The organism is Niallia sp. XMNu-256, assembly GCF_036670015.1.
Taxonomy (GTDB): domain Bacteria; phylum Bacillota; class Bacilli; order Bacillales; family Cytobacillaceae; genus Bacillus_BD.
The window spans coordinates 2,530,889-2,554,480 of record NZ_CP137636.1; the positions used below are offsets into that span (position 1 = coordinate 2,530,889).

At 37.3% G+C, this 23,592-nt stretch carries 21 protein-coding genes; 7 read left to right on the forward strand and 14 right to left on the reverse strand.

Annotated elements, in window-relative coordinates; translation table 11 throughout:
- Positions 1-5 precede the first annotated feature (5 nt).
- Positions 6-266 carry a hypothetical protein gene (locus tag R4Z10_RS12910; protein WP_338469708.1) on the reverse strand — a complete coding sequence of 87 codons (261 nt, stop codon included), beginning with the start codon at positions 264-266 and terminating at the stop codon, positions 6-8.
- Positions 267-454: 188 nt separating this feature from the next.
- Here R4Z10_RS12910 and R4Z10_RS12915 point away from each other — a divergent pair, with 188 nt between their 5' ends.
- On the forward strand, positions 455-1,450 hold the full coding sequence (locus R4Z10_RS12915; protein ID WP_338469709.1) for a PHB depolymerase family esterase: 996 nt from the start codon (positions 455-457) through the stop codon (positions 1,448-1,450).
- 73 nt (positions 1,451-1,523) lie between these two features.
- Here the strand turns inward: R4Z10_RS12915 and tatA are convergent, their stop codons facing one another.
- From tatA to R4Z10_RS12950, 7 genes are all read right to left on the reverse strand, one after another.
- The gene (gene tatA, locus R4Z10_RS12920; protein ID WP_338469710.1) at positions 1,524-1,715 is read right to left on the reverse strand and encodes a twin-arginine translocase TatA/TatE family subunit; all 192 of its coding nucleotides are present in this window, start codon (positions 1,713-1,715) and stop codon (positions 1,524-1,526) included.
- Between the two features lie 14 nt (positions 1,716-1,729).
- Positions 1,730-2,437: a 4Fe-4S binding protein gene (locus R4Z10_RS12925; protein WP_338469711.1), complete on the reverse strand. Its 708-nt coding sequence runs from the start codon at positions 2,435-2,437 to the stop codon at positions 1,730-1,732.
- Positions 2,438-2,658: 221 nt separating this feature from the next.
- The gene (gene nrfD / locus R4Z10_RS12930; protein ID WP_338469712.1) at positions 2,659-3,882 is read right to left on the reverse strand and encodes an NrfD/PsrC family molybdoenzyme membrane anchor subunit; all 1,224 of its coding nucleotides are present in this window, start codon (positions 3,880-3,882) and stop codon (positions 2,659-2,661) included.
- A gap of 17 nt (positions 3,883-3,899) precedes the next feature.
- On the reverse strand, positions 3,900-4,520 hold the full coding sequence (gene dsrO, locus R4Z10_RS12935; RefSeq protein WP_338469713.1) for a sulfate reduction electron transfer complex DsrMKJOP subunit DsrO: 621 nt from the start codon (positions 4,518-4,520) through the stop codon (positions 3,900-3,902).
- Positions 4,521-4,532: 12 nt separating this feature from the next.
- A complete protein-coding gene (locus R4Z10_RS12940) occupies positions 4,533-6,899 on the reverse strand; it encodes a molybdopterin-dependent oxidoreductase (protein ID WP_338469714.1) in 2,367 nt (788 codons plus the stop codon).
- Between the two features lie 377 nt (positions 6,900-7,276).
- Positions 7,277-8,857, reverse strand: coding sequence for a helix-turn-helix domain-containing protein (locus tag R4Z10_RS12945; protein ID WP_338469715.1), 1,581 nt, complete (start codon positions 8,855-8,857; stop codon positions 7,277-7,279).
- 9 nt (positions 8,858-8,866) lie between these two features.
- Positions 8,867-9,421 carry a 4Fe-4S dicluster domain-containing protein gene (locus R4Z10_RS12950; RefSeq protein WP_338469716.1) on the reverse strand — a complete coding sequence of 185 codons (555 nt, stop codon included), beginning with the start codon at positions 9,419-9,421 and terminating at the stop codon, positions 8,867-8,869.
- Between the two features lie 270 nt (positions 9,422-9,691).
- Between R4Z10_RS12950 and R4Z10_RS12955 the strand changes: the two genes are divergently transcribed.
- The 4 genes from R4Z10_RS12955 (at position 9,692) to R4Z10_RS12970 (ending at position 13,786) form a co-directional block, all read left to right on the forward strand.
- Entirely contained in the window at positions 9,692-11,683 is a 1,992-nt protein-coding gene (locus R4Z10_RS12955; RefSeq protein WP_338469717.1) for a molybdopterin-dependent oxidoreductase, read from the forward strand.
- A 177-nt stretch (positions 11,684-11,860) separates the two neighbouring features.
- The gene (locus tag R4Z10_RS12960; protein ID WP_338469718.1) at positions 11,861-12,223 is read left to right on the forward strand and encodes a DMT family transporter; all 363 of its coding nucleotides are present in this window, start codon (positions 11,861-11,863) and stop codon (positions 12,221-12,223) included.
- 143 nt (positions 12,224-12,366) lie between these two features.
- Positions 12,367-12,807, forward strand: a complete 441-nt coding sequence (locus R4Z10_RS12965; RefSeq protein ID WP_338473239.1) for a DMT family transporter — start codon at positions 12,367-12,369, stop codon at positions 12,805-12,807.
- A 397-nt stretch (positions 12,808-13,204) separates the two neighbouring features.
- Positions 13,205-13,786: a TIGR00730 family Rossman fold protein gene (locus R4Z10_RS12970; RefSeq protein ID WP_338469719.1), complete on the forward strand. Its 582-nt coding sequence runs from the start codon at positions 13,205-13,207 to the stop codon at positions 13,784-13,786.
- 55 nt (positions 13,787-13,841) lie between these two features.
- Here R4Z10_RS12970 and R4Z10_RS12975 read toward each other — a convergent pair whose 3' ends face one another.
- The 4 genes from R4Z10_RS12975 to R4Z10_RS12990 form a co-directional block, all read right to left on the reverse strand.
- Positions 13,842-14,306, reverse strand: a complete 465-nt coding sequence (locus tag R4Z10_RS12975) for a hypothetical protein (RefSeq protein WP_338469720.1) — start codon at positions 14,304-14,306, stop codon at positions 13,842-13,844.
- A gap of 54 nt (positions 14,307-14,360) precedes the next feature.
- Entirely contained in the window at positions 14,361-14,726 is a 366-nt protein-coding gene (locus R4Z10_RS12980; RefSeq protein WP_338469721.1) for a DUF2294 domain-containing protein, read from the reverse strand.
- Positions 14,727-14,789: 63 nt separating this feature from the next.
- Positions 14,790-17,405, reverse strand: a complete 2,616-nt coding sequence (locus tag R4Z10_RS12985) for a putative inorganic carbon transporter subunit DabA (protein ID WP_338469722.1) — start codon at positions 17,403-17,405, stop codon at positions 14,790-14,792.
- Positions 17,402-18,922, reverse strand: a complete 1,521-nt coding sequence (locus R4Z10_RS12990; protein WP_338469723.1) for an NADH dehydrogenase subunit 5 — start codon at positions 18,920-18,922, stop codon at positions 17,402-17,404. Before R4Z10_RS12990 ends, R4Z10_RS12985 begins: the two co-directional genes overlap by 4 nt.
- Before the next feature lie 572 nt (positions 18,923-19,494).
- Here R4Z10_RS12990 and R4Z10_RS12995 point away from each other — a divergent pair.
- Together R4Z10_RS12995 and R4Z10_RS13000 are read left to right on the forward strand one after the other, a co-directional pair.
- Complete coding sequence (locus tag R4Z10_RS12995) at positions 19,495-19,803, forward strand: hypothetical protein (protein WP_338469724.1); 309 nt, start codon at positions 19,495-19,497, stop codon at positions 19,801-19,803.
- Positions 19,803-20,654, forward strand: a complete 852-nt coding sequence (locus R4Z10_RS13000) for a glycoside hydrolase family 18 protein (protein ID WP_338469725.1) — start codon at positions 19,803-19,805, stop codon at positions 20,652-20,654. The genes R4Z10_RS12995 and R4Z10_RS13000 overlap by 1 nt, the downstream gene beginning before the upstream one ends.
- 83 nt (positions 20,655-20,737) lie before the next feature.
- Here R4Z10_RS13000 and speB read toward each other — a convergent pair whose 3' ends face one another.
- Together speB and R4Z10_RS13010 are read right to left on the reverse strand one after the other, a co-directional pair.
- A complete protein-coding gene (gene speB / locus R4Z10_RS13005; RefSeq protein ID WP_338469726.1) occupies positions 20,738-21,727 on the reverse strand; it encodes an agmatinase in 990 nt (329 codons plus the stop codon).
- Positions 21,728-21,838: 111 nt separating this feature from the next.
- Entirely contained in the window at positions 21,839-23,266 is a 1,428-nt protein-coding gene (locus R4Z10_RS13010; protein WP_338469727.1) for an MFS transporter, read from the reverse strand.
- Positions 23,267-23,592: the final 326 nt, after the last annotated feature.

Genomic DNA, 23,592 nt, shown 5'->3' on the forward strand with positions numbered 1-23,592 from the left:
CCTTGTTACTCTGCTTCAAATCCACTAATAGACGAACCCGTTGATGTATGTTCATTGACCCATTCGAGGGATACTTTAGAAACCGTAGACCAATTAGGGATTTGATTGCTGTGTTGTTCGACCCAGCTCATACAATATTGTGGGTCTATTCCCTTCTCCAGGCATTGTGATAGGAATGACTGAATATTTTCATCATTACAATTGTCCCAGGAACCACATGTTTCAACCCATATACGCTCCATTTTTTGTTTGATATCATTTGTCAAATTATATTCCTCCTTTATAAATATCTATCAGAATAAGTTTGTCCAAGGAGAAGGAATTTAATTACAATTGAATACCCTTTGACTTTAAATGCTATCGTAGAGGTTTGTTGACTTCAAACATACAGAAGACCAATGAAGATGAATATCCTATTTATTATATGTTTTTTTAATTGAAGGAGTGGTAAACGATGGGTGAATTTAAGGAGTATCAGTTTGAAAGTTTCATGTATAAACTATACGTACCTAGAAACTTCATAAAGGAAAAGGATTTGCCCTTGATTGTTATGCTTCATGGGTGTAAACAGGACACTGACCAATTTGCAGAAGAAACTAAAATGAATTCTCTAGCTGAAAAAGAAGGTTTCATTCTTCTTTATCCTCAAATGGATCGCTTATATAATTATCCACTGGATGATCCGCGTAAAGTTAATGTCGAAGGTTGTTGGAACTGGTTCTTAGACTCTAATCAACATCGTGGAAAGGGACTTCCTAAAAGTATTGTCGATATGATTTATCATGCGGAAAAAATTCTAAAGAACGATTATCATATCCAAATCATTTGGAATAAGGTTTTTGCAGCGGGTTTATCCGCGGGTGGAGCAATGGCTTGTATCTTAGGAGTTACATATCCTGATATTTTTAGTGGAATTGCTATTGTTGCAGGACTACCATACGATGCGGTAAATTCAAATATATGGTTGGAACCATGGACTCGAACAGCAGATTATGTCCTGAAATATGGGGTAATCGACCCCTATGAATGTGGAAATACCGCGTTTACTGAAATGAAAAAGGCATTTAAGGAAACAGGAATCCCTCAAAAAATGCCCGTTATTGTTTTCCATGGAGTAAGTGATACGAGAGTTTATCCTATTAATGGTGAACAGCTAATCATTCAATGGGCACAGACCAATTTTCGCATTGAAGGCGGTATAGGAAAAGTAAACGCAACTCCTTCTGTGGTAAACGCAGGAATATCCACCAATGGAAGAGGCTATACTCAACAAATCTATAAAGAAAATAACAATACTCCATTAATGGAATATTGGCTCATTCATGGAATGCATCATGCTTGGCCAGGAGGAAATGAGAATGGAATATACACAGATCCTCTTGGTCCAGATGCGGCCTCCATTATATGGGATTTTTTCACAAAAACAACCGGGAACCAATCTCAACAATAGGATAAAAGACGCCTATAAAAATAGATTCATATAAAGAGTAGCTATGAAACAGATACCCTTTATATGAATCTCTTTAAATTGCATTTCTACCCTTATCTTCATTTTTTTCATCTTCATCAACGATTAAATCTTTAGTAGAGTTTTTAAATTCCTTTAAGGTTTGACCAACGGCACGCCCGAGTTCGGGTAACTTTTTAGGTCCGAATATTATCAGGGCAAGGACTAAGATTAATATTAAACCTGGAATTCCAATATTAGATATCATCCTAACTCTCCTTTCTACAAGAATTGCTTTAATTTTGTACAGGTTGTACAAAATTCATCATGCTCACGGACCGATTTAAATGTGTTTTTACAACACTTACACTCCTTCTCATAAATAGGAATGTCCATTTTTTTTGTTGTTAAAATTTTGTCCTCTATTAAGATCGCTTGTTCAGGACAGACATCTGCACATAAACCACATGAAGTACATTCCTTCATTGAGAGAGAAAAGTGCTCCTCTTGAATAGCAAAACATTTTTGCTCACAGACTCTTTCACAAACATGACAGAGTGAGCACTTATCAATGTCAACCTTTACGTTGGTAAATTGATAGTCTGTGTAATACTGTCGTAAATCTAAAGCTTTATGATTAAACCGCCACTTAGCAGGAGTCATCTCTTTCATTAAAGATTTACTTTCTTTTTTCCATAGTAAGAAAAATTCTCTTCTTGAGCATGTTTCCTCTTCCTCAACAGAATTAGTTGAAGTTAAAAAGGGACATTGTCCTAACTCCTGAAGCATGCCATTTACTTGTTCAATCCGATTTACTCCATTTTCCATAAGGGATTTATCTTCAAAAGTGATGGATTTGACTCCTTTTTTATGGAGTATTAGCAATTCTGTTGTTGTCGGAAATTGGCGATCTGAAATAACAAGATCGCTTTGTTTTATTTTCCTTTTGGGAAGAATACCCGCAATGGCTTGAACAGGGCATGCTGCCATACATTCTCAACATTGGACACAATTACTATGGTCCATAACAGGCTTTCCGTTCATAATGAGTTAGCACATTCTAATGGAAAATCTACCCAAAACTTTCTCGTGAATGCCACTGGCTCCGCTTCCTTTATCGGCTCTAGTAAACTATTACCCAAAAAGCTATATAAGGACGTACGTAAATTCCATATCTCATTCCAAGATTCTTTCATAACGATTCATCCCCTTTATTGTGCTGCCTTCGTACCCTCAAATTCGATTAAATCTGAAGGTGTTGATTGCTTCTTACGATCCATCAGAATCAAACGTGAAAGGATTGTAAAGAGCAGTGCTCCAAATGCGATCATTCCAATTGCAACAGTCAGTTCGATGAAAGACGGTGCATATTGTCCGTGAAGTGTCCAAAAGTCTGGAAATACATTCGGACTGTCACTCGGAACATATGACCCAAGAGTGATCCCTGGTGCCCCTTCAACATTCGGATGAATAAATGAAGTTAAAAGGAGCCAGACCCGTTTAAAGAATACACCTATGATAATTAACACAGATGAAAAAATAACTAAGCTCGTTTTTTCGCGATTCTTTTTAAATAGCAGAATAGCTAATGGAATCACAAAACCTAAGATCACTTCTCCCCAGAAAAATGGTGCCATGGATCCTTTCAACATTTCATTTAAGACGAGCATCATCCCTTCATCTTGTGGATAGTACATCGTCAAGACTTCTGCGAAAACCATATATGCATCAACTGCTACACAAGTAACTAAGAGACCTGCTAAAGTCGTAATTAATTTTTTCTCTACATAAAATACATTTAACTTCTTCAAAACCACAAGAACAATTAGAAGAAGGGCGAGACCGGAGTCTAAAGCAGACGCTACAAACAATGGAGCCATTAAAGCACTATGCCATCCCGCACGGGCAATTTGCAGTCCAAATACCCAAGCTGTTACAGAGTGAACAAGTATCGCAACAGGGAGCGCAACTCTTGACATAATAGACAGCGCCTTTTGATTTGGCTCCTTTCGAGTCATTAAATAAAGATAAACCACATTCACCATTAAATAAAGAGTAACTACTACAACATCCCACATTAAGGGTGACTTAAATTGGGAATGTATAAGTAAATTTAAAAAGCGAAAAGGGCTACCTAAGTCAACCATGATAAATACAGCTGCAATTATAATACAAACTGTTGATAGAATCGTAGCTGGCTTTGCAACAACTTTAAAGGATGGAATGTTGAAAACGGTAGCCGATGAAGAAACAATCAATCCACCGGCAGATAGTCCAACAAAAAACATAAACATGATAATATAAAGACCCCATGAGGTCGCATTATTCATCCCTGTAACACCAAGTCCGTTTATTAGCTGATAACCTAAAGCAACGAACCCTGCTAAACTTAGAATACTAACGACACCTATCCATATAGAAAAATTTCGACTCATTCGTTATATCCCTCCAATCATAAGCCCAGATAATAGACTTGTGGTTTCGTCCCTTTTTCCTTTAAAAGGGTATCTCCGTTCTTTTCCCGAATTAAACGAGATGGTTCACTGTTAGGGTCATCCAAATCGCCGAAAATTCTTGCCTCAGCCGGACAACATACTACACACATTGGATCCAATCCATCATCGGTTCTTTCTTGACACATCGAGCACTTTTCAACAACTCCGACAGGACGTACAGGTACATTGCTATCCCCATAATTAAATCCAGGATGACGAATCGCCTCTTCCCAATTGAAGACACGAACATTATAAGGACATGCAGCCATACAATAACGACAGCCAATACAGCGATTATAGTCAATTAGCACTCGACCATTCTCGTCTTTGTAAGTTGCCTCAACTGGGCAAACTTTTACACATGGAGCGTTTTCACAATGTTGACATGCCACAGGAATATATTTCTTCTCAAGATTTGGATAAACCCCTTGTACTCCATCAATTTCTTCGGTTCCTTCAGACAGAACTCGATTCCAAAGCATTCCCATTGGAACATTATTTTGCATTTTACAAGCATTTACACAAGTATGACACCCAATACATTTATTTAGATCAATAACCATTCCTAATTTTGTCATACACTCACCGCCTTATATTTTCTTAACTTCAACTAACGTATCATTAAATGGAATAACTGGACCATAACGTAACTTATACTGACGAGGATTCAATTTGTCATTTGTGACATTTTGAAGATTTCCCCCTTCCATATGCTTGGTCCACCAGCCTTCATACAATCGTATTTGACCTGGTCGGAGCGATTCTGTTAGTTTACAGTTCGCCTTAAAGCTACCGCGATCATTAAATACTTCTACGATATCACCCGTTTTGATATCTCTGCCTTGTGCATCCTTTGGATTCATTTCTAAACGTGGACCTGGATCAATTTGATTAATCCATTTCGCATTCGTAAATTGGGAATGAACACGATATTTCGTATGTGCCTGACTAAATAGCAGAGGATATTTTTTTCTTAATGGATTATCTTTTGAAGCCTCTCCCGCTTCTTCAAAGTTTGGCAGCGCTTGATGGTCTTCTGCTAATTTTTCATGATATAGTTCCATTTTCTTAGATGGTGTCTTATACTCTTGATTCATAAAACCACGATAAGGCTCATCTGGTACCTTTAAGCGCTCAATACAATTATTCTTGAGAAGACTTTCAATGGTGATTCCTTTTAGAGCGGGATCATCGGAATTCAGACGTGCTCTTTGATATTCTTCAGGTGTCTTAGGTAAATACTGCGCATAACCTAACTTTTGTGCCAATTCTTTTTCAATTTGAAAATCTGACTTACTTTCATGTAAAGGCTCTATAACTTTCTGTGAAAGCAGAACATGTGAACGGTTCACTTGCATGTTCACAATATCATATTCATTCTCAAAGCTTGTACAAGCCGGAAGAACGATATCTGAAAAATCTACACTTGGATTGTGGAAAGGATCAATCGTCACAACAAAATCTAGTGTATTAATCCAATCGATCGTTTTACTCAAATTAGCAAAATGCTGTTGCAGTGTATTGCCGATATTAATAACAGCTTTTACAGAGTTTGGTTTTTCACGCATGTCTGGTGTTGTCATCTCAAGTGGCGTCGCTTTAAACTCTGGTGGCAGCTCCCATGTTCCTAAAGTAGCTCCCCATGATGTCCCATGGAATAAAGCGTTTCCAACAGCACCACCAGCTCGTCCAATATTACCCGTTAAGGCACCAAGAATCGCTCCTGTATGACCAGTAATATCTGCATTCATATACTTATCTCCACCGCCAAATCCCCATCCAAGGACGGCCGGGCCACGAGTCGCATAATCTTTCGTTAGTTCATAAATGATATTTTCATCAATTTCTGTTTTTTCAGCTGCCCATTTAAGGGTATATTCCTTTTGATTTTCTTTTAATGAAGTAAATACGGTTTTTACTTTTACCCCATTAACCGTAAACTCCCCTTCTAAAGTTGCTTTCACACCGTCAGCATGGTAAGGCTTTGGAGAATTACTGTTTTCATCCCAAACAAGGAATGGATTGTTTTCTCCACCTTCTTCAGCATCATTAACCTTTAATAATTGTTGATTATCTTGTCTGACTAAAAACGGTGAGGATGTATTTTTCACTAAGTAATCGTGATCATACCAATTGTTATTTAGGATAATGCTAACCATTCCAAGCAATAGAGCCGCATCTGTACCAGGTTTAATGGCAATCCATTGATCCGATTTAGAAGCAGTTGTTGTATATGTAGGATCAATCGAGATAATTTTTGCTCCCGCTTCTTTTGCTTTGAAGAAGAACTTTGAATCTGTAAGACTTGTTTCAAGTGTATTACATCCTAATAGAATGATTGTACTTGAGTTTACCCAGTCCGATGTTTCGTTCTGTACATAACCATAGGCCTGTCCGCCGATACATTCTTCCAACCCATTCGCTAAGCCAATGTCGATGCCACTTTCAATAGCAAATTGTGCACCTAGAAGCGATGGCAAGAACGGATAAGCGTACTCTACAGTTGTTGAGCAACTAAACAGAATCGACTCTCCACCATGTTTACTCTTTAAATCCTTTAATTTATCTGCAATGGTGGTAAGCGCTTCATCCCATGAAATTGGAATAAACTTTCCCTCTCCTCTTTCACCCACACGTTTTAATGGGGTTTGCAGTCGGTCTGGACTATAAATTCTTTCCAACTCACTTAACCCTTTTAAACAGACCGTTGAAAAACGCTTATCTGTCCAATTATTAGGTACAATCTTTACAAGTTTTCCATCTCTTACCGTACATTCAAAAGCACAACGTCCACCACAGTTGGTTGTATGGTAAGTGTAAGCTAGTTTTTCCGCAGGTTGTTGATCTTTTGCAGCAGCGGTTTGAAACCACTTTTTCGAGAAAAGAGAACCTGAGATCCCTAATGCTGTTGTTCCCGCTGCACCAGCTTTAATAAAATTTCTTCTTGATATCGTCATCTTGTATTTCACTCCATTTCATTTCCCATATAAAAAACGATTAAAATAGAGAACTATATATATATATTGATTTATATTATGAGTGTTTTTCTCTCACTTACGATTCTAATATGAACCACCCCAAATGAGGAGTGTGGATTCTTCTACACTTGGGCCCCTTAAATTGTGCTGATTTTACAGTCCGCTTCTTCGATGTAACGTAATATTTGTCTAATAATTGACGAGTCCTTGAATAAACAGTGAATGATGGTGATGTTTTTCACTTGATGAACGCTTTTAACCTTTAACACGACGTCACAAATTAGACATATTCACTATCAACCATTGATAATATGAATCATTTCAGTATAAAAGGAGCCTAAAATGGGCGATGAATGTTAAAAAGAAATCGAATAATAAATTTTAATCGCGACCATTAAATTTAGAAAATCTACGTTATTCTGAAGGTACACACCGGTCATGTCTTCAATCTTTTTTAGTCGGTTTCTTAATGTGTTGGGATGAATGTATAAAGCATCTGCGACATCATTAATAATTCCTTGATACTGAAAATAGGACTTAAGGGTTTTTAGATATTCTGTGCCTTGCTTCTGATCACTTTCAATTAAAGCTGATAGATATTCTTCACAGTAGTCGTATAAAATCTCCTTATGTAAATGAATAATGAGATTAAAGATACCTAAGTCATTAATATGAAAGACATGATTATTTTCCAACCACACTTTGCCAAATTGTAAAGCCATTTTGGCTTCCTGATAACTTTTATTAAGGTTCACAGTATCTTGATACCATTTCCCAATACCTAAACGAAATTGGCAACCTGTCCATTTACGCGTAAGCTTCTTTTCGATCGTCTCAGCTAGTTCACATACAAACTTTTTTCGATTACTTGGATTACGATTTTCATCATCCTTCAACAGTACGACGATCTGATCCTGGAATGGAAAAAGGATCGTTTCTTCATTTAAATGGGATAAATCATTCTCTAAAAAAGCAACCATCTCATCCTTCCACTCTAAATGAATCATCCATTCATCAGATAAAGTCACATCAATGACTAATAAATGATGTGGTTTATCCAAGTTCCAGCCCCATGTTTTTGCTTGTTTCACTAGAACCTTCTTCGATTCAAACTTATGATAAAGAAGATCATAAATAAAATGCTCCTTCATTTTCTCCTGTTGATCCCGAATGATTTCATCTGTTTGAAAAAAAAGAACCGACAATCCGATAAACTTATCAATGATCATCTTCTGCCACTCTTCCAAATTTGCATTCGTAACGAGAGTTAGTTGAACCTGTCCTGCAATATTCATAATATATGGTTCATAAAGATCCTCTCTCTCCACAACGGCGTTTTGTTCTGATAAATTAGGAGAAAGATTGTTTGTCTTCCTATTATTAAATCGATTATTTTGTAACCACTGAAACGCCTTTTCAATATCTTCTTGAAATCCGATTTTCCAAAGAAGTTGATCGTTTTCATCAAAAAAGAGAAAAGGTGTTTCTAGAGCTAAGGATAGATTAGTTACAATATTCATAAACCCTTTATTCATAAAGCCGTTTAACTCTATACTTAGCATACTAAAGGCGCGATGCTGTATATGAGGTTTAAGAAAATCATCAATAGTTATTGACTCTTCTGTTCGCACGATTGGAACTCTACATTCCGACATTAGGGAGAGACAGTCCTCTTGAATGACCTTTTCATGTTGTTGACAAATGACAATTCCAATAAGGTTCGAATCTTGTATTAATCGATTGACAATTTTTTTATTGCTCAGTTTTAAACACTCCTCATTATGATCTAGAAGGAGTAAAGTTGGTCGTTTAAACCACTGATCAGGAATGGTTGTTAAAATGTCCTCAAAATAAGTTTCTCCCCTTGGCAATGGTGTTAAAAACGTAAGTTGATAGAGCGGAATATAAAATAAAATGTCCTGTAATAAGACCTTCATATTTATCGATCATCCTTCCCTTAAAAAAATATGCCCTGTTCGTTTTTTGATTATATTAATAGAAGGTTTTGTGTAAGCAACAATCGGTACATCTGCATCTTGGAAATTATTAGACTTAATTTCATCTGCATCCACCCTCATGATGCTTAATGCACTTGTTATGCAGTTTTCTACACATACTGGTCTTAAACCCTGTTCAATTCGGTCCACACAAAAATTACATTTATCTACCCGATTTGTTTTTGGATTTAACTTTAGGGCATCGAACGGACAGGCCTCAACACATCTTTTGCAACCTTTACAGTTGTTTGGATTATGAACAACAATTCCGTCTTCACGTACTTGAAAATTATTTTCAGGACAACTATATACACAAACAGGGTTCACACAATGATTACAAGAGATCGAGATATGCAATTGAGGTTGATCTGAATCTGTTTCTATTGTTACGACATTTCTACGATGCATCCCCATTAACCCGTAAAAATCATTACAACCCATTTCACATGTTTTACAATTAATACATCTGTTAAGATCAATGGAAAATACTAAACGTGAGGTCATAGAGTCATTCCTACTTTCTGAGGTGTTTCCGTACAAATCCCTTTTATCGTTATATTTAATAAGTAATTTTGAAGTTTTTCTTCAGTTATACACATTTAATTTCTTGTACTCTTTTTTATTTTCACATGTGCCTCAGCTATTTTCAGTGATATCAGGCACAAAAAATAAAACAAATTCATCTCAGTCAATAAGAGTGATATTTAACAATCCGTAGAAGATTAAATTTTGCTAAAATATACTCATATGACTTCCAATACAAGGAGAATTTAAATGAATCATCGTAAAGTAAGAAAGTATCACAATGTTTGCCCTAGAAATTGTCCAAGTTCATGCACGATGATTTCACATATCGAAAATGATTCCATTCATCATATTACAGGGGATATTAGACATCCCTATACAAAGGGAAAGCTTTGTGCAAAAGGGTTTTCTTATGCAGAAAAAAATAATCATCGGGATCGTTTAAAATATCCTTACTATCAAAAAGTAAAAGGATCAGGAAAGTTTATTCAAATTACTTGGGAAAAAGCTTATCAACTGATCATAAGTGAATTATTGAATATACATCATCAATTTAGCAGTTTTCTCCCTGTTGCTTTATTTAAAGGTTCAGGAAATATTGGTGTCCATCATTATGTAACAGATGACTTTTTTTCTAGTCTTGGAGAAACAACAAGAATGTTTAGCTCTTCTTATTTATTTTCAAGCTTACATTCGATTGGAACCCATAATGAGGCAATGATTGGTCGTGACCCCTCTTCAATTAAAGAGGCCTCAATGATTATTATCTGGGGAGCAAATCCGGCTGCGACTAATATACATCTCATTCCATATATAATAGAAGCAAAAATAAAAGGCGCAAAAATCATCGTCATTGATCCGCTTTACACTCAAACAGCAGAATTAGCAGATTTATTTATCCAGTTACGTCCTAGTACCGACGGAGCGTTCGCAAGTCTACTAATAAAACATTTGATTGAGAAGCAAGCATATGATAAAAGATTCTTAAAAGTTGATGATTGCAAGGAGTTTATTAACCTTTTAAATGAAATAAATGAAGAAGAATATTTAACGATTTGTGATGTATCCAAAGAAGCATTAACCCTTCTATTGACTTGGCTCATAGATGCTGAGACTGTTTCCTATGTAGTTGGTACAGGACTGCAAAAGCATTCCAACTTTAGACAAACGATGAATTGGATTGAACAATTAGCTTTTATACATGAAGATATCGAAAAAGTCGGAGGGGGTATTTTCTTTAGAGACCATGACTCGATGATTTTTAATAATCAAACTCCCGAAAAGTTATTAAGGAACAATCGGATCATGAGTGTAAATAATAAAGGTAAGCTAACAGACCCACCTATTAAAATGTTACTTATTTCTTGTGCAAACCCGTTAACTCAAGAGCCTGATTCTAGAGCGGTTGAGCGATTTCTAAAGGAGATTCCATTTGTTATAACAATAGATCAGTTCATGACACCAACAGCTCAAATGTCAAATCTCATCCTTCCTACTACCACCCATTTTGAAGAAATGGATGTTATTATAAGCTGGTGGCATAAAGGAATTGCGTTAAACGAAAAAGCCATATCTCCTTATTATGAAAGTAGAAGCGAGTGGAAAATTATGACCGAATTAGCGGAAAAACTAAATGGACACTTGTCTTCTTTAAGCACATTTCCTGTCTCCTCTTCAGAAGAGGAGTATCTAAATGCACAATTTAATGATGAGGTGCTTCACCTTTATTCAATTCGAAATGTCTCAGATTTAATAGAAAGACAGATGTTAGGGGCTCTTCATGATTTTGAAACAAATCAGCATTTCTCTAATAAACATAAGAATGAATTAAAATCTGTGTCGAGTAAACCTATGATTAAAGATTTACCGCCAAAGGAGTATCCTTTTTGGTTCATCACTCCTCATCATCCATATGCTTTTAACTCTCAATTCCACTTTCTTAATCTGTCTGATGAGTCAGAAGCACTTGCTGTCATCCATCCAAATGCGGCTACAGACCTAGGTATTACAAATGGGGATATTGTTAAGATATACAACGAGCAGGCTTGTATTGAAATTAAAGCTATTTGCAGCAAACAAGTGCCTAAAGATATCATCATGGTCTATCAAGGCTGGTACCCTAATTCAGACCTTACCATTAATGAACTTTTACCTGCAGAGCAAGATATTTCTAGTAATCAAGAATTTTTTTCTAATAACTATGCATTTTTTAACACCTTTGTAAAGGTTGAAAAGTTATAAACAGACGGTTCCTGTGTACACTTCATTATTTTTCTAGTTTTAAAAAATGGAGTAGCATAGGAATCGTTTCTTTGTTTAATTTATTTTATTTGTTTTATTTTTCTAAATCCTTTCATGTTCACAAAACTTTAATGATGCTAAAATGGATAGGATGATAGGAAGGATTTGATAAGACATATGAGTAGAGTAAAAGTTTATTTTATTTTAGTTGTAAATATGGTTTTTTGGGGATTTAATGTTTCGTTTGTGAAAATAATCGTTGATCATGTTCCTGCTGTAACAGCTACATCTTTTCGACTTTTAGTTGCAGCGATTACGGTCTTTCTTATTCTTGGGGTGTCAAATCGGATTCGTCTACCACATAAAAATGAATGGGGATATATCATTGGAGGCTCTTTAACAAGTATTGTCTCTCACCACTTTTTCTTGGCGGTGGGATTGACCCAAACATCTGCATTGAACGCAGGCCTTATTTTAGGTATGGCACCCCTTTTGTCGGTATTATTATCCATGTTATTTTTTAAAATAAGCCTACTATAATCGCTGCGATCGGCTTTATTTTAGCTAGTATAGGTGTTAGTTTAACTGTCCTTTTTGGCAGTGGCGGGGAATTACAGGGAATTAATATCGGAGATTTTGAAGTATTTCTATCTATTTTTATTCAAGCCTTTGGATTTATTTTAATTAATAAAGCGGCAAAAACAATGGATTCCGTTTTATTAACTGCTTATATGTTGATGTTCGGTTCCATTATCCTTTTTTTCGTTAGCCTTAGTCTAGAACCAACCGGTTTAGTATCCTTTATAAATGGATTCTCTTCTGTTTGGGGAGCATTTTTCCTCTCAGCGGTGTTATCAACAGGTCTTGGACAAATGATCTATAATTATGCGATCGGTAGAGTCGGGGCAGCCACGGCTTCTATTTTTCTAAATCTAAACACCCTATTCTCGGTTATAGGTGCAGCATTGCTTCTTCAAGAGGCAATAAAACCAGCTCATCTAATGGGATTTGTGTTCATCGTTACAGGTGTCATTATGGGATCAGGGACTTTAGAAACCATGATTAGACAGCGCCAAAAAAAGAAAGTTCAAATGGAGCAATCCGCAAATGTAACTTTTCCATAGAGTGTGGTCACGGAGACGTTGCCGGAGGCGCATTTAGTCTGTGTTCATTATTTCGGAGCTTTACAGGCAGTTTGATCCTTCACTTATCTTCTTTTATTATACTTAAAATCTTGAAGTGGAGGTCTTACTCCCATAAAAAATAAGCGACAATTGTTAGTACATCTTGGTCGTTGGTATCAGACTGTCCGATGGACTACATTGAGGTAGCAGCGTTCCCAAATAGGGTTGAATGCTATTTTTTTGTGGTATTAAAAGATTAGAGTTTAGTTTCCTTTAGCATCCCCCCTCCCTTTCTTTAAAAAACTAGTAAAGAAGAAGAACAAGTCCTTTGTTTACATATTTTTTCATATAAAAAATAATATATAAAAAGTGACGGATTTTTAGGAGGAGAACATTAGTGAAAAGTATTGTTGTATTTTGTGGGTCGCGTGAAGGAGCATCTAGTGTATATATAGAAGAAGCAAAAAGACTAGGTCAAGAACTTGCATCACGTAAAATTCAACTAGTCTATGGCGGTTCTAGTGTAGGTATGATGGGAGCAGTCGCAAATGCTGTATTAGATGCTGGTGGACATGTTATTGGTGTGATGCCCGAGTTTCTTGATGATAAAGAGAGGTCACATGAGAATCTAACAGAGTTGATCATTGTTGGTTCCATGCATGAGAGAAAAGCAAAAATGGCTGAGTTGGGGGATGGATTTATGGCATTGCCTGGTGGTCCAGGTACATTAGAAGAGTTTTTTGAAATCTTTACATGGGCTCAGTTAGGTCTCCACAAGAAGCCGATCGGATTTTTAAATATCAATCACTATTTTAATCCCCTAATCACGCTATTTAATCAAATGGCTGATGAAAAGTTCATGGATGAAAAGTTTCGTACGATGGCGCTTGTGGATACTGAACCAGAAGGATTGCTGAATCAATTTTCTTCTTATCAACCACCAAAAGTAAAACAATACTTGGAAGAGGATAAAACTTGATAAAAAAATACCAGGGACCATCCAAATACTGAAAGGCCCCTGGTATCTATCTTCCTTACACTCTTAATTCTCTAACCTTAATAGAATCGGGCATTAATGGATGACTGCAAATGACTTCACTTATATTCTGTTTAGGTTCAATAGATCTATGATTTTCAATAAGCCATTCCTTTAAGGTTCTGTTTGGGTATTCATTTTTACAATATTTAAAAAGATAATCTACTGTAGAGTTGTTTTTTTCTAAATCTAAAACTTCCTTAACCTTTTCGAGGATTTCTTCCTCATCGTTAGGTTCTTTTATTTTGTTGATAATGAAGATTTCTTCAATATTTCTTCCATATATTTGCAAAAGAATATCCCTCATTAAATCGCCGTAAGGTTGAAGCCTGTTTATCTCATCGCTTTCTAAAACAACGATCTCTTCTGGTAGAAAATGATATCTACGCTTTATATCCCCATAGTCTAATTCCTGATTGGGTCCCACTACGAATAGGACCTTTTTATTTTTTTCTAAAGACATAGAATCTCCCCCTTACATTCGTACCTCTATGCTAGTAAGTTTCGACAAGTGTGTTTATGCTAATTGATATTGTAGATCACCTGAGAGTTTAAAGACCATAACTCTTTCCCCTGTTTGTGTACTTAAATCCGTGTAAAAACTCAAGACCTCCATACCTGTGATCGTAAATATAATTCTCTTTAATTCTTCCACACCGGATTCAACCAAACTATTTCGATTTTCTTTCACCGTTAACAACCCTTTTTTATCTTTACATACCGAATATTCAGCAGGAGTTAAGATTCCGCGTAAGCTAACAATAATCATATCTCGTAAGATGTCTGATTTAACAGACACCGAACCTCTCCCAAGATAATTCTTCTCCCAATGCGTTAAGGCTTTACTGATTTCAGCTTCTACCGTTCCTTTTGTTTTATCCATAATCGTTCCCTTTCCTTTACTTTATAGAAAACTTATAAATATAAACTTGTTCTGGGAAAGTCGTTAAGACCAACTTACCCAGTTCCCTGCCTCATCAATCGATGTGAGCCGAATCCAACCGTTTTCAATTTTTTGATGAAAGGCATGATCTTGTTTTAATAGTTTTTCAATGTAGTTTTTAGGTGCTTGAACCAACACTAATAATCTTAATGGGTGATGATAAAAATCGTGATCAGAACTCATTACGGACTGCCATGGAAGACCTGATAATAAATCACTTGAGTTACCTTGCATGACCCCAATCCCTGAAGTTACAGTTTGAGTCGTTTTATTCCCGCTTCCATAATAATGAGGGGCTACGGTGGAAGCATAATATTGCAGGTTAATCCACTGAGTAACTGTGGCCGGTCCTTTGATAATATTAGCTAATATTGTGCCACTATTATCCTTCTGCCAATCATAGTTGTGGAGAAAGGCTCTTCCATCTAGATCGCAATCCCGAGTGAGCTTACGATTCCCAATAATAAATGTTGCATTCCTTGCAAGTCCCCACTCAGGCCGAGTCTCACTCCAATCTACTGAAAAACGCTCTGCTTCAAACGTCGGATTTTTGCCTTTATAGCAAATCGTAGGAAGTTGTTTCATCCGCTCAGCACTTACCTTCTTTTTTACTTTAGGCAAAACTTGGAGAATTTGATTATACGCTTCTCTAGCATTGCCTGAAAGGTCTGGAACATAAATTAGACGTAATTCGTCGGTTGTTGTGATGTGTTCAGCAGCAATAAATTTCGTATCTGCTGGAATGGTGATCCCCTCCAACTGAAGAGCTTGCCTTACTTCACGAAGATTACACAAAGAAGCTAAAACCCGTGCATTAAATTCACTAGATGCCCCTCCACAGGCACCACAATCAAGAGAGGAAGCATATGGATTATTTAAGCTGCGACTTCCATGACCACAAATCACAACTAGAGGAGCGAAATGTTCTGTCAGTCCCATCATTTTCAAAGCTTGGCTTGCGTAGGACACTTTTTCCTGTTCAGTAAAGCCAAGCGGTAATCCTGCATTCCCATGTTTCGTATTCGTTAATGTTAATTCAGCTGAAGGTTTTTCAAGACAATTTTTCCGGGCTTTACGTAAAATAGCTGCTGCCTTCCTTGGCACAAAACTTCGAGCGAACGTTTGAACCGTGAGTAAAAGTCCACTAACTTCTGGCAGCATTAAGCTAGCTAGTCCATGATGTTTCATCCCTTTGAACGTCCTACTTGTTGCGGAGAACACACCTTTACGCTGTTGATAGGTTTTTAATTCGTTATCATTTGTGAATTCTTTCACTCGTATTTGCGGTTTAAACATGACGGGCAATGAGGGGTGACGGTGTTCACTCCCAAGCTTGCATGTTTCAATCGGTAGTCCGAAAAAGCCTGCTGTGCCAAATGTTTCAAAAGCCTCTTCCTTTTCAAGTTGACGACGAAACGGCTCTGATCGTACATCAATACAAAAAACAAACTGTGCCATAGCCTTCTTATTTATAGAATTGGCTTCTTTTTTAAAATGGGACGTAATTTTTTGTTTCAACTGAGCCTCATACGTTTTTTCCCAAGCTTCTAGCCAAAGTCGACTGCGGACAAACTGATCGAAACGATAAGAGAGTTTCAAACGGGCTTCTGTTTCAGCTGACGAAAGTTGGAGCCAGGTGGGGATAGGCATCTTCCCCCAATGAAACCAATTAGATAATAGTTGTTCGAGAGAGACTTTGTTCTTCTCCTTCTGCTGGGACATTGGCAAATAGGGCTGAACAAGCGCCCACTCCATTGAAAGCCGAACCGCCAAATAGTCTAATAGTAAATTTTTGTCATCAACATATTGCTGTGAACGCCATAGCATCATTCCGGCCCAGCCTGGTAAGGCAAGTAAATGGGCCTGCAAATATCCGATCATCTCTGTATATGGGATTTCTAAAGCGATGAAGATTTCCTTCAAAGACTGTTCAGGTTCATTTGGTAAGTTACTAAACTTTTTACGTATAGATGGATGTAAGGCTGGGTCATGTTGAACCAGTCTCTTCCATGAGTGATAAAAGCCCCTATTGCGATTTGGCATCGACCAAACAGCCTGAGACTCATCAGAGTATAATTTACACCACTTGATCATATGGGAATTGAGAGCCTTCATCACCTCTGGCTTCCCCTGTTTTTCTAAAAGTTGACTGTATGTTTGTATCACATGTTTCTCAGTCGTTTTTGGCATGAAGCGATTTAATTTCTTTGCCACGCTTTTTAATTGTGTCAAAGATAATGATTCGGCAGCTTGGTTATTTAAACCCAACGCTGCTTTACAATATTGCAGGGCAACCCCTTGATCTAACTCAAGATGCTGATCATTCACCCAGTTTTGCAGTCCTGTCTCTAGAATCTCGCTTTTAATTTCCCCCTGTTCCCAGGCTGATTTGATTAAGGAATCATTTGGAAAAATATCGACATCATTCATCTCTTTTAGAAAGCGAGCCACCCTTTCAAATGATTGCTCTTCCATATTTACCCATGGGTGCCTAGCCGCAAAGGATGTGATCGGTCCTAATGGCACAATGACATGGCTTGCTTTCTCTACCATTTTTTTCACATTAAGCTCGAACTCATTCGCTTTTTTTTCATAAGGATAAGATAAAACTGTATTCATGCTTTATTACCTCCTTGGGACATTGATTCCGTTAAATACTTAGGATGACTTTCAACCGTATCAGGATGTGGCTCACCTAACTGTATGAGCCAAAGGTACATAACTGAAAAGGCTTTAGAAGTTTGATTTCGATATAGCCATAAACCGACCATATTTCCGGTTAATAAAATAAATAAAACAAATATAATGGCAGGGATCGAAGGTTGATTATTTATCGCAACTGTTTCATGTAATAGACCGTGAAAACTGGAATGAACGAGACCATACATCAACGCTCCAGCAATAAAAACAGCAAACCCTGCGAGACGACCGATACGGCCGTATCCAAAAAGGACCAGTTGCTTCCAGGCATACATGACTGAACTTCCTAAGATAGTCGCACTAATGAATCGATACCCTACATCCGTAGAAGTGAACCAATAACCCACCGCTGCGAAAATCCCTATTACTAAGCCAGAACATGCCTCTGTGAAGGAAAGCGTTTGGTTTGGTCTCCTGTTATGGTCAGATTGACGAAGAGCCGATCCTGCTTGCAAAAATAATGTTGATTTAAATAGACCATGTAAGATTGCATGAATAATCGCAGCGGCATAAGCACCTAATGCACACTGAATCAGCATAAACCCCATTTGTGCAATGGTTGAACCTACCAGCTGCCGTTTGTAGTCTACGTGGACGAGCATAATTCCTGTGCCCATCAAGACGGAAATCCCCGATAAAATCAGTAAGACAAACTGTGTGATATCCCCGTTAAATAATGGTGCAAAAAGGGTTAAGATGATTCCTCCTGCATTCACAATTCCTGCGTGCATCACGGCTGAAACGGGTGTTGGAGCCACTACCGAGTCTAATAACCAACGCTGAAATGGCCATTGAGCTGATGGGATTACGACAGATATGATTAATAAAAGGTTAATAGAGGTTTTTTCCCACGATTCTAAGCCTGCTAGACTATGAGGACTCATTATATGTGAAAGCTGCCACTGTCCTGTTGCGACAGCCAACCATAGGGTCGCAAATAGTAAAAAAAGCCAACTCATTGTAAATAAACGTCCCATAAAGGATGCGGCTCTTCGTGCTACTGACCATTCTTTTTTTAATCGAATCATCCAAGTCAACCCGATAAGAGTCATCCCCCAACAAATGAGGAGAAGGCGAAGATCTTCACTGATCCAGGCAAGAGAGCCAGCAACCGTAGTAAGTGTTAGAAGTGAAAAATATTTTCGATATGAGCGTTCACCAAGTAAATAATGGACAGAGTAGCGTTGCATAATCAGCCCCATAGTCAGTACAAAAAGGGCCAACAGCCATGATAAAGAGTTAAATCTCCAAGGTCCCCAAATGAGATCATCTTGTTGGAAAACAAGAGCAAACAGTGCAAGGATCGGAGGAAGTGAAACCACTCCAATATGTACACGAACATAATTCACAGAGATCCTTGAACTTAATAACACGATCGAGCTTAACAATGAAAGTATAATAACCATAAAAAATAATACGAGCATAAGAAGGTTCATCTTTCTCCCTCCCGTCGATACATAGTCAACCGTTCTACTGTGATTTTAAAACTGTGATAATAATTCTCTACGTTCATTTTTCATCTTCCTTCCTTCTTTAAAAACAAAAAAACCGATAATTTCAACGATGTAATAGACTATTCCGTCTATTACACTTGAAAATTATCGGTTTACTATCTACTAGCCTTTAAGGCTTTTATAAGTCTACCTAACTATTTAATTGTAAAAGGCTATAAATCCTCCTCTTACCACTATGTCAATTCTTAATTACTGAGTTACTTTTTCAACTAGCCAATGATAATTAACCAGTTGCTAAAATAATCGCATATTTATAGAAAACACTATCAATTTATTGTTAAATATATTACTCCTCCTTTAAAATTCTGTCAAGATCTTTTAAAAACTTTTACTCTTAATCTTCGAGGACAATGCGACCATATCTATGGTTTGTCCGATCTTCATACTTGTCTATACTAACTTCATAACTTTGCCCCTTAAATTTCCAGTCCTTTTCTTACGGCTTCTTTGGTAAAATTTGATTGTTATAGAATTTTAAAAGGAGGATTACATTAATGAAAAAACAGAGGTTCCTCCTATCGTTACTAATCCTCACCACGTTTCTTGGAGGTTTTTATTCAGGTGTTTTATTTACGGATCGCCAACATCAGGATCGATCAAAAGAACAAGAATATAATGAAACTCCGAAAACAACAAGAAATCAAACGGCGAATGAAAATCACAATAATAAAAATGTCATAGAAAAGGACAGAGTATTAATCGGATATGTTCAAGATTTTCGTGATCCACAAACAATCGATTATTCCCATTTGACCCATATTATTTCTCCTTTGCTCACCCAACATCCGATGGACAACTTTTGATGACTGGAGACTCAGCATTAAAGAATTTAAGAACAACCGTTGATATCTCACATCAACAAGGCTCAAAGGTAATGTTAGCTGTTGGGGGTTGGTTCCATGTTCATGGTGGTGAATCGTATGATTATTTTAAACAGGCAATTAGTAACCCGACTACAAGAGCCAATCTTGTAAACGAATTGATAAAAATGGTAGATAGAGAGAATCTGGATGGAATTGATATTGATTTTGAACATCCGCGTTCCATTGAAGATGCGCAAAACCTTACTTCTTTTACGAAGGAATTAAATGAAATTTTACAGCCTAAAGGCAAGGAGCTTTCAATTGCAGTAAACGCAAAAGTTCATAGTGTGGCAGGAACTGAAATCCATAACGTAATCTATGAACCAACAATGTTCCAGTATGTCGACCACGTCAACATTATGGCTTACGATGGTCAGTGGGATGACGAGTATGATGCCGCTAACTTATCAGCTTACTCTCATAATGAGAATATCGTCAACTATTGGTCTACTTTATTTGACACCCATGGAATCTCTAAAAAAAAGCTCGTGCTAGGGATACCATTTTACGCACAGCCTGAAGACCCAAACAGTAAACAGATTTCCTATGATACGATTATTAACAACAATCCTGAATATACGTTAAAAGATATGGTTAACATTAACGGAATGACTTATCATTACAATGGAGAAGCAACCGTTGAAAAGAAAACCCAACTTGCCCTCCAACATGGGTTTGGCGGAATGATGGTTTGGGAGATTGGCCATGATTCGGATAAGGATTCTTTAATTGCAGCGATTTCGGATACGATAGAGGATCGTCATCAATATACGTTAAGACAAGAGCAGTAATAACTACTAATCGAAAAAAGGTGACTCTACATGTAAATATGTAAAGTCATCCTTTTTCGATTGCACTATCTAATCTATCATTCTTATAGTTGAGAAGAAAGCTCTTTTTCTTTATCTCCTTTTAACTCTTTTTGTTTTAACACATAGCTCAATAAATCTAATGAAATACGAGCAGCTGTTTGTCCAGTCATACCAGTTGGATCATATTGAGGAGCCACTTCAACTATATCAAAAGCAACTACCTCTCCCCTTTTCGCAATTCCTTCTAGCAACTCATTCACTTCATCATAAAGCAAGCCGCCAGGAGATGGAGTTCCTGTTCCAGGTGCGATGGAAGGATCGATCCCATCAATATCAATTGTCACATAGTATTTTTCACCTGCTGGAATTTTTTCTAGTAATTGTTCTAATCCTATTTTTCTCATTTGACGTGGTGATAAGATTGTGCTTCCATATTCTTTTGCTGCAACCACATCTTCTTTTTTACTGCTTGAAATCCCGCGGATTCCAAATTGGAAGATTTGCTGTACATGATCCATTTCAGATAGGCGGCGAATACAACTTCCGTGACCATAACGCTGGCCAGAGCGGTGGTCGGCCCAGTCTAAGTGAGCATCAATTTGAATAACATGGAACGGTCCTAATTCTTCCAAACCTTTACCTACTGCAGCTGTGATCGAGTGGTCGCCTCCCAACACAACAGGCATGGCCCCTTTAGAAACAATTTTACGAATGGCTTCTTCTGTATTTTCATGACATTGCATAAGATCCCCATGAACCATGTCAACGTCGCCACAATCGACAACTTTCCAGTCTGGACCAAGATACATAATATCGTTTTCAATATCATAGGCACCATCTAATCCAAAGCTATATAATGTAGAACCTTCACGAATGGCTCTTGGACCCATTCTTGCTCCTGACTTCCATTGTGTACCCATATCATTCGGAACCCCAATAACAGCAACATCAGCATCTAATTGTTCTAAATCAGGACATACTGGATATTTTCCAAAAGTAGAAATTCCAACGAAAGGTAAGTTTAAAATTTGTTTTTCACTCGGTTTAACCATGATAAAATTCCTCCTTAAATTTACAATCTCACTTTTTATTAATGCAAGTTTTGTGCCAACCTTTAAAAGTTGATAATTACTAATATTATGAAATATTAATCTATTAAAAGGTTAATCTTGTTGAACAATTAAATTTTTGTCTACCTGTATAGCTTGTACAAGCTTTTCCATTCCTTCTTCTGGTTGAATCGTTTTCGCGATAAAAATTAATGCAGGAATGGCAAAAACTAAATTAATTAAAATCCCAATCGATGCGGCTACATGAATGCTGCCGACTGCTACAATAACGCCATATACAGCGGTTGAAATGGCAATCCCAAAAGAATACCCTAATGAGCTTGCCATCTTATAAATCCCAGAGGCTACACCGACTTTGTCATCCGAAATATTCACAACTGCGATATCAATCGAAGGCGTTGCATACATACCAAGACCAACCCCAGCAATTAAAAATCCTGCAAATACTACAATAGTGTAAATTAAATCCGGTAAAAATGTCATTGCTGTCATACTCATACCTACAGTAGCAATGGTCGTTGCCATAAGCATCGGCTTTCTTGCACCCATTTTTTGCAACATCTTTTCCCCAACTCGGATCATGATTAGTAAGGCAACCACGTTTCCGATCGTGAGTAATCCCGTTTGAAAAGGGCTATATCCTCGTGCTAATTGAAGATACGTATTTGCGACAACCGTAGTAGCGACAATTCCATTTTGCAGGAAGTTAGATACAACCGCTCCTGTATATGGTTTTACTTTGAAAAGGGAAAAATCGATAAATTGATTCTTCTTTTTTCGCTCAACCGCAAAGAAAATGACTATCGTTGCTATTGCTCCAGCTATAAGACTTAGTGTCAACGGGCTTGACCACCCAAAATCTTGACCTCGTGTCACGATGATATTAATCATTAACATCGCAACAATGAAGAGAATGAATCCGGTAAAATCAAATTTCTCTTTCCTTTGCTCTTCTGCTTTATTTTCTTGAATATTTTTCAGTAAAAACATAGATAATAGAGCAATTCCAATAGAAAAAACAAAAATCATTTTCCAGCCCATGTACGTTGCAATGGCACCGCCAACTAAGGCAGTCAGGCCACCGCCTCCCCATGATCCAACAGACCAGTAACTTAGTGCGCGCTGTCTTTCGGCACCATCGAAGGCTGCTTTAATAAGGGCAATTGTAGCTGGCATAATGCAGGCAGCAGAGATCCCTTGAATGACCCGCCCTACAATTAATAATGTGGCACTCTGAGAAATAATAATGAATAAACACCCGACAATACTCAATACCAAGCCGACATAGGTTAACTTCTTACGGCCTGCTCGGTCAGATATTCCGCCAGCCGCTACAATAAATAGACCAGAAAAGAGCGACGTTAAACTCGTAGCAATATTCAATGTTCCCAATGATACTCCTAAATCATTTTGGATGGCTGGAATAATGTTGATCATCGATTGAGCAAACAGCCAGAATGTTAGAACTGCAAGAACAATCCCGACGATGAACTTATTTGTACCTTGAGTACTTCCCCCCACCTTAACTCCCCCTTTATCATTCTTTTCGTGAACCCATAAAGTGCTAAATCACTAGCAATTTATGATTAAAGCGTTTTCCTTTCTTCCTTTTAGAAAATCCCTTTTATAAAATAGGGAAACTTTTGGAAAAAATACCTCTATTGCTTTAGCTGGTTCCGATGTGTCTGTTTCTATCGATGTTCTTACATTGGTTCCACCTCACTATTATTTTTTTCAATCTTCACTTTATTAATATGCAATAACCGTGCCGACTTAAATCCCAAGGATAACTAGACTCTGTTAATCAATGTTGACTAGAATTTTTCACCCTATTAAAAGACAACTGA

Excerpts from the sequence above, each read along its gene's own strand:
- tatA (WP_338469710.1), bottom strand. The coding sequence starts at position 1,715 with ATGATATCTAATATTGGAATTCCAGGTTTAATATTAATCTTAGTCCTT.
- R4Z10_RS12975 (WP_338469720.1), bottom strand. The coding sequence starts at position 14,306 with ATGTCTTTAGAAAAAAATAAAAAGGTCCTATTCGTAGTGGGACCCAAT.
- R4Z10_RS12925 (WP_338469711.1), bottom strand. The coding sequence starts at position 2,437 with ATGGCAGCATGCCCTGTTCAAGCCATTGCGGGTATTCTTCCCAAAAGG.
- R4Z10_RS12955 (WP_338469717.1), top strand. The coding sequence starts at position 9,692 with ATGAATCATCGTAAAGTAAGAAAGTATCACAATGTTTGCCCTAGAAAT.
- R4Z10_RS12915 (WP_338469709.1), top strand. The coding sequence starts at position 455 with ATGGGTGAATTTAAGGAGTATCAGTTTGAAAGTTTCATGTATAAACTA.
- R4Z10_RS13000 (WP_338469725.1), top strand. The coding sequence starts at position 19,803 with ATGACTGGAGACTCAGCATTAAAGAATTTAAGAACAACCGTTGATATC.
- R4Z10_RS12990 (WP_338469723.1), bottom strand. The coding sequence starts at position 18,922 with ATGAACCTTCTTATGCTCGTATTATTTTTTATGGTTATTATACTTTCA.
- R4Z10_RS12995 (WP_338469724.1), top strand. The coding sequence starts at position 19,495 with ATGAAAAAACAGAGGTTCCTCCTATCGTTACTAATCCTCACCACGTTT.
- R4Z10_RS12985 (WP_338469722.1), bottom strand. The coding sequence starts at position 17,405 with ATGAATACAGTTTTATCTTATCCTTATGAAAAAAAAGCGAATGAGTTC.
- dsrO (WP_338469713.1), bottom strand. The coding sequence starts at position 4,520 with ATGACAAAATTAGGAATGGTTATTGATCTAAATAAATGTATTGGGTGT.
- R4Z10_RS12940 (WP_338469714.1), bottom strand. The coding sequence starts at position 6,899 with ATGACGATATCAAGAAGAAATTTTATTAAAGCTGGTGCAGCGGGAACA.
- speB (WP_338469726.1), bottom strand. The coding sequence starts at position 21,727 with ATGGTTAAACCGAGTGAAAAACAAATTTTAAACTTACCTTTCGTTGGA.
- R4Z10_RS12960 (WP_338469718.1), top strand. The coding sequence starts at position 11,861 with ATGAGTAGAGTAAAAGTTTATTTTATTTTAGTTGTAAATATGGTTTTT.
- R4Z10_RS12945 (WP_338469715.1), bottom strand. The coding sequence starts at position 8,857 with ATGAAGGTCTTATTACAGGACATTTTATTTTATATTCCGCTCTATCAA.
- nrfD (WP_338469712.1), bottom strand. The coding sequence starts at position 3,882 with ATGAGTCGAAATTTTTCTATATGGATAGGTGTCGTTAGTATTCTAAGT.
- R4Z10_RS12950 (WP_338469716.1), bottom strand. The coding sequence starts at position 9,421 with ATGACCTCACGTTTAGTATTTTCCATTGATCTTAACAGATGTATTAAT.
- R4Z10_RS12980 (WP_338469721.1), bottom strand. The coding sequence starts at position 14,726 with ATGGATAAAACAAAAGGAACGGTAGAAGCTGAAATCAGTAAAGCCTTA.